This is a genomic window from Sulfitobacter delicatus (assembly GCF_900102535.1).
Taxonomy (GTDB): domain Bacteria; phylum Pseudomonadota; class Alphaproteobacteria; order Rhodobacterales; family Rhodobacteraceae; genus Sulfitobacter; species Sulfitobacter delicatus.
The window spans coordinates 1-5,830 of record NZ_FNBP01000025.1; the positions used below are offsets into that span (position 1 = coordinate 1).

At 60.6% G+C, this 5,830-nt stretch carries 7 protein-coding genes and 2 pseudogenes; 5 read left to right on the plus strand and 4 right to left on the minus strand.

The features are described from left to right. On the minus strand, positions 1-290 hold a 290-nt coding region (locus tag BLS57_RS19350; RefSeq protein WP_139186683.1), incomplete at its 3' end, for an IS6 family transposase. A gap of 48 nt (positions 291-338) precedes the next feature. Here BLS57_RS19350 and BLS57_RS19355 point away from each other — a divergent pair. Next, positions 339-803: pseudogene (locus BLS57_RS19355) on the plus strand (transposase); the annotation flags it as partial. 138 nt (positions 804-941) lie between these two features. Here the strand turns inward: BLS57_RS19355 and BLS57_RS19360 are convergent. After that, positions 942-1,109, minus strand: a pseudogene (locus BLS57_RS19360) (IS256 family transposase); the annotation flags it as partial. A gap of 489 nt (positions 1,110-1,598) precedes the next feature. Between BLS57_RS19360 and BLS57_RS19365 the strand changes: the two are divergent. The 3 genes from BLS57_RS19365 (at position 1,599) to BLS57_RS19830 (ending at position 3,204) form a co-directional block, all read left to right on the plus strand. Next, the gene (locus BLS57_RS19365) at positions 1,599-2,249 is read left to right on the plus strand and encodes a TetR/AcrR family transcriptional regulator (RefSeq protein ID WP_167356478.1); all 651 of its coding nucleotides are present in this window, start codon (positions 1,599-1,601) and stop codon (positions 2,247-2,249) included. 604 nt (positions 2,250-2,853) lie between these two features. After that, positions 2,854-3,036: a hypothetical protein gene (locus tag BLS57_RS19370; RefSeq protein ID WP_093744236.1), complete on the plus strand. Its 183-nt coding sequence runs from the start codon at positions 2,854-2,856 to the stop codon at positions 3,034-3,036. 21 nt (positions 3,037-3,057) lie between these two features. Beyond that, a complete protein-coding gene (locus BLS57_RS19830) occupies positions 3,058-3,204 on the plus strand; it encodes a hypothetical protein (RefSeq protein ID WP_167356479.1) in 147 nt (48 codons plus the stop codon). Between the two features lie 132 nt (positions 3,205-3,336). Here the strand turns inward: BLS57_RS19830 and BLS57_RS19375 are convergent, their stop codons facing one another. After that, positions 3,337-4,782 (minus strand): amidase family protein, encoded by a 1,446-nt coding sequence (locus tag BLS57_RS19375; protein WP_208597615.1) that lies wholly within the window; start codon positions 4,780-4,782, stop codon positions 3,337-3,339. Positions 4,783-4,978: 196 nt separating this feature from the next. On the opposite strand from BLS57_RS19375, the gene BLS57_RS19835 reads away from it, so the two are divergent. Further along, positions 4,979-5,128 carry a hypothetical protein gene (locus BLS57_RS19835; RefSeq protein ID WP_167356480.1) on the plus strand — a complete coding sequence of 50 codons (150 nt, stop codon included), beginning with the start codon at positions 4,979-4,981 and terminating at the stop codon, positions 5,126-5,128. A 415-nt stretch (positions 5,129-5,543) separates the two neighbouring features. On the opposite strand, the gene BLS57_RS19390 is transcribed toward BLS57_RS19835, so the two are convergent. Next, the coding region (locus BLS57_RS19390; protein ID WP_004154396.1) for a DDE-type integrase/transposase/recombinase at positions 5,544-5,830 on the minus strand (287 nt) is incomplete at its 5' end.

A 5,830-nucleotide genomic window follows, 5' to 3' on the forward strand; every position in this document is an offset into this window, starting at 1 on the left:
CGCTTGTCGACTGCCCGGTACAGGTAGGTCCACTTGCCCCGCACCTTGACGTAGGTTTCATCCAGGCGCCAGCTCGGATCAAAGCCACGCCGCCAGAACCAGCGCAGCCGCTTCTCCATCTCCGGGGCGTAGCACTGGACCCAGCGATAGATCGTCGTATGGTCGACCGAAATGCCGCGTTCCGCCAGCATTTCCTCAAGGTCGCGATAGCTGATCGGATAGCGACAATACCAGCGCACCGCCCACAGGATCACATCACCCTGGAAATGGCGCCACTTGAAATCCGTCATCGTTCCGTCCGTCCAATCTCCGCCAAGCATGCTCAAGCTTCACGATTTTTGCAACAGAGCCCCCCGAAGAGCATGTGGCCGGCGGTGAAAGCGATGCTGCATTCCGTGTACGACCAACCCGACCAGAAAAGTGTTGAGGCCCAATTCGACCGGCTCCTGGACTACGTCGAGGACAAACTCCCCGAAGTGCACGACCACCTCGATGCTGCCCGGGCTGACATTCTCGCGTTCACCACGTTCCCGAAAGATGTGTGGCAGCAGATCTGGTCGAATAACCCGAACGAGCGCCTGAACCGTGAGATCCGCCGCAGGACCGATGTGGTGGGGATCTTCCCGAACCGGGCCGCGATCACCCGCCTCGTCGGGGCCGTTCTTGCGGAGCAGTCTGACGAATGGGCCGAGGGTCGTCGTTACCTCGGTCTTGACGTTCTCGCGAGGTGCCGCCTCACGCTCGTGGGTACCGACACTATCGGCCAGCACCATGAGCTCCCCGAGCTCGGGGCCGCAGCATGAGCGCCCCCACTCCTGGGCTGTACTCCGACACCGTGAGTGAGCTCGTCGCGAGCATCTGCAATCACAACGAAAACTAGCCCCCACATCCCTGAAGGATCACGAAACGGTTACACCACTCCACGGGACTTGACCATTCACTCGGTCAGCAGAGGGCTTCCCGTACTCGGCGCCGCAGATCGCATCTGCTTCAGCTGAGAGGAGAGTGTTGATCATGGTTTGCAGCAGGGTGCGCATCAGATCCGGTGATGCGTCGCCCAGCGCGTTGGTGAGGACGGTGGCAGGGTCGACAATAGAGGGAGTGGTCATCGGTGTGACGCCTTTCGAGTGGGATGTGAGAGTTTCCTCGAAGGAAGATCCCGGTGGCCACGCTGACGTTTACTGGCCGGGATCGTTACACCACTCTACGGGGCACTACTCTGGACCGGACCCTCACCGACCTCAGACAGCCACTCTCAGCCGCCTGAGGAGCAAAACAGTCGGGGCTCGAGGAGTCAGTCATGAACCCATCACCCTACATCCGAGGTCGAGTCTCACCGCATCGTGCCGGGCCCGGTGTCGGAATAAGATGTCGGGCCCTAGACCTGTTCGATTGCCATGCACTCTGAGCCTCCGCTGATATCGTCGGAAGGTCGCCGCATCTTCCCTAGCGATCGGCAAGGCAACCATTTGATTTGGCAAACTGACTTCGGGCTCACTCGAGGTGGGTTGCCAGAACCCGTCACTGGGACCAGGGACACCAGTCGGATCATCGGAAGCCCGCAAACAGGCAGAGCTCACGCAGAAAGGTCGTATGGGGTGACACAAGTTGACGACCTACCTGAAGACATACTGCGCATGCCGCCCAGCAAGAAGGGCGCCCGGCGTAAAAGCGACATCATCGATGCAGCTCTGCGCTTAATCGGGAAGGAAGGCCTCCAAGGCGTATCAATGCGCACCGTCGCCGCAGAAGCGTCGGTACCCCTAGGAACGGCAACCTACTACTTCAGCGACAAAGAGGACCTCATCGAGGCGGCATTCGTCAGGCACTCCCAGCGAGAAACTGCGCGCGTAGTAGGCACAATTGCACGGTTAGGCGGAAACCTGACCGCCGCAGAGATCGCGAACCGCCTTGCCGATTACATCATCCAGGGCCTCACCGAATACCGCACTCAGCTCATCACCGAGCATCATTTCTTGAATGAATCGGCCCGTCGGACGAAACTTCAACGCGCCTCCGCGGCTTGGCTCCAGAGCCTCCAAGCGCATTTGGAAGCCACCGTTACCGCGATGGCTTCAACCAGCCCCAAGACGGACGCGCGTCTCATCCTTGCGGTCCTCGCGGGGCTCGAAGTTGACAGTCTCAGCGCACCGCTCGAACCCGCAAACGAGCGCGCAATCCGCGCAACCCTTAAAAGGCTGTTCGTGAGCCTCAGCTTGGTGTGGGCGGAAGAAACAACATCACAATAGATGTTGGCTGACTCCAGCCCGACGCGGAGGCCTGAGCAGCCGCAGCGGCCCCTTTCGACGTCCGCTACAGTCGCGACAGTTGCATTCTGACCCGCTGGGCAGCGTGATCGCTGAGAGAGTACACGTCGATTTCCTTCTCAGATTCACCACGTTCTAATCAAGGTGCCGTTCTATGCTCCGCTGAATGACCACATATCAACGCAGCGGTGACGGGGTCCTCGGGGCTGCAAGACGAGCACCCCGCTGGTTGGGCCTCGTCTACACGGGTGACGGAATGTAATTCAGAAACGCTGAGAAATCATCCATCACATCTGCTGCGAAAAGGACTGGGGACCAGATCGTGGCTGTAGGGTTCCCGACGAGGTCATTGTCTTCCATCACGGACCGCACTAGGGAGTGAACCCCGCCGATGTGGGTGCTGCAAACCGCAGCAAATTCGGCGGTGAAGTGGATAACAGGACCGAAGACGACGATACGTCATCCGCGCTAACGGCTCTTCGCGAGCGGAGAAGGAGTCCTCATCGACGGTATGGAGTCGGTGAGCGGCTTTTACGAGCCGCTCGTTGACCTCGACATGCCCGGGATGTGGATCGGCCACTAGAAGATGACGGTCACTGACTGGGAATTCGCCGAAGAGGCCGAGTTCAGCCAGTTCGTGCCCGGCGGCAGGCTCGGAGACAACGTCTTCGCCGCCGTCGGCGCGGAGGCTGACGGCGGCCAGACTGCAGGCTCTCCCTACGATCCCGACAAGTGGTATCTCGTGCGCCGCACGCTCGCATTCATCTGACCCCACGACGACGGAGCCCGCATGATCGGCGAGCATGTCTATGAGGACCCCGAGTCGAAGGTCGTCGCCGAGGTCGACGAGACTGAGGTCATCACGGCGACACGAGCCGCGGAGCTCCTGGCAACCATCATCGACAAGTACTCGTTGCCAGCCACCGTCAATGGCTAGTCGGGCCGCTCGGCTCGTTGCGCGCAGCGCGCCGAGCGGCCCGATGACTCACGCTCGCCTCTGCCGACACCCACACATTACCGGCTAGACCGACCAAACGATCGTCGTGTCCGATGCCATGCCGCGGTTGACCTACTGTCGTGGGTCTACGGGAGCTGGACTCCCCAGCGCTGCGAACACATCTCGGGCGGCAGCCAGGGCAACATGCTCTCCATTTCGCGGACCGATGAGTTGAACGCCCGAAGGAATCCCATCGGCATCGAGACCCGTCGGCAGCGCCACTGAAGGAAGCCCCAGAAGATTTACTGACACCAGAAGGCGGTGATCACGCCAGAGCTGCGTGGTCGCTTCAGGGCCAGAGAGGTCGTACCCAATGCGGGGCATCCGTCGGGCCGATACAGGTCCGAGGATCACAGGATGGCGCGACTGAAATTTCTCCCAAGCTGCGGCGACGAGGTATCGGCGGCCCCACCCGTTGCTGTACGCCTCAACCGAGTCCAACAGCTTCGTCTCACTCGCATTGTCGACACAATACGCCGTGGCGTCCGTGTCCATAGGAGCTGGAAGAACGCCGGGGGCAAACAGGCCTGCAAGCTCGGTAACAGAAAGCTCGCGCCACAGGTTCGCCGCCTCTTCAAGAAACGGAGGTTCGATGTCCTCGATCTCCCAACCTGCATTCACGAGTGCGTCAGCAGCCTGATCGATCGCGTGTGCAACTTCTCGGTCGACCCCCCACCCGAGCGGGTTACGAACAACAGCTGCAGCACGCAGACCTTCGTAGTGGTCCGGATGCGGAATTGTCAGAGCGAGCGGATCAATGCCGTCTGCGCCGTTCATGAGCGCGAAAGCGGTATCAAGATCATCAATCGTCCGAGCAATCGGACCGTTCACAGCGAAGAGTTGTCCCGTCATCGCCACAGGCTCACCCGGCGGCATTCCGATGGGCACGCGCCCCGCGGAAGGGCGAAGCGCGCACACTCCACCGGCGTAGGCGGGAAGACGAAGGGAACCACCGTAGTCATTTCCGAGCCCGAACGACACCATGCCGGTTGCGATAGCAACGGCGTCACCGCCGCTTGATCCCCCGGCGACACGGTCGCGCGCCCACGGATTGTAGGTGCGCCCGAACAGTTCATTGTCGGTGTCCCAACGCAATCCCTTGGGAGGCATGTTGCCTCGACCGATCGGGATAGCACCAGCATCAAGCATGCGCTGAACGACCGTCGCGTTTGTGCTCGGCACTGCGTTCGAGAGGTGGCTCCAGCCGTCAGTCGTGGCCGACCACGTGAGGTCGAGGTTCTCTTTCACCGAGAACGGCACGCCTGCAAGCGCACCAACTGAGTCACCCTGCGAGATGCGCCTATCGATCTCTTGCGCGAGCGCTCGTGACTGCTCTGTGAAGACCACGGTAAGTGCATGTACCGAGGGGTTGACAAAGTTGATCCGTTCGAGATGCGCATCGATCACTGCCGTGGCTGTCATCTGGCCGCTGCGAACCTGCGCCGCGATCTCCCGGGCGCTCCACGTCCAAACTGGTCGCTTCTCCGGGCTACTCGTCTGATTCATGGTGATCTTCATGCTCCTCGCTCCTCATTCATCGAATTCGTGCCGTCTACAGTCAGGAGTTGTCCGGAGATATACGACGCCCCGCGGTTCGGAACCAGCCCGGGAAGCAAAATCGCCGGCGTATGCCTGGATAGTCCTGGATACGGAGGCACCGGTCACCACGTGGCCGAACCCACCCTGACGCGTATCGGGGAAGGCTGCGCGGATCATGCGCGGCGTGCTGGCCACGTTGCGGTCGTTTGAAACCCCCGACTGGCTTATCAAGATGTCGGCGATCGACGTGGGGTCGTCTGAAGATGACATCGAGGTCGTTCCGGCCTTGTTCACGAGGACCTGCACCACGCCGAAGGGGTCATGAGCGGTTGCACACGAGGACTCGGCGCCCAGCTTGTCCGTGAGGTCCGCTACGACTCCCACGGCGTCGCGCTCGACATCGCCTCGCATACCGCACCCTTTCGACAAAAACTTGTACGTTCGTTCAATATTATGCAAACATCAGTGGCATCTGGTCAAGGTCAATATCGAGTAGATTGGGGAAGCCGTTCACATCGGGAGTTACAGTGTCAGCTCTTTTCCCCTCTCCGCCCAGCCGAAAAGGCCTCGAACGCAAGAGACTCATTCTCAAGGTCGCGCTGCGCATTATTGGCCGTGACGGATTAGTGAAGCTGTCAATGCGTACGCTCGCTGCCGAGGCCGAGATACCGCTGGGTGCGCTCGGCGGCTCTGTTGCAAAGATTGGCGGCAGTCAGAGGTAGGCTGTCGCTCTGCGCCGATCAGGCGGCTGCTGCGAAATGGTGGTTGAGCATGCCCATGGCCTCCGTCAGCGCCGAGGGCCCAATGCCAAAAGCTCTCTCCACAAGGCGCACCTCGCCCCTGATGCCGGGCTGCAGGCACCAGGGGCGAGCCTGTCCTTTGCGCAGGGCTCGCATGACTTCGAATCCCTTGATCGTGGCATAGGCCGTGGGGATCGATTTGAAACCGCGCACCGGCTTGATCAGTATCTTGAGCTTTCCGTGATCGGCCTCGATCACGTTATTGAGATACTTCACCTGCCGGTGGG

Bases quoted from the DNA above. Each gene is read 5' to 3' on its own strand.
- BLS57_RS19370 (WP_093744236.1), top strand. From the start codon at position 2,854: ATGACGGTCACTGACTGGGAATTCGCCGAAGAGGCCGAGTTCAGCCAG.
- BLS57_RS19830 (WP_167356479.1), top strand. From the start codon at position 3,058: ATGATCGGCGAGCATGTCTATGAGGACCCCGAGTCGAAGGTCGTCGCC.
- BLS57_RS19375 (WP_208597615.1), bottom strand. From the start codon at position 4,782: ATGAAGATCACCATGAATCAGACGAGTAGCCCGGAGAAGCGACCAGTT.
- BLS57_RS19835 (WP_167356480.1), top strand. From the start codon at position 4,979: ATGCGCGGCGTGCTGGCCACGTTGCGGTCGTTTGAAACCCCCGACTGG.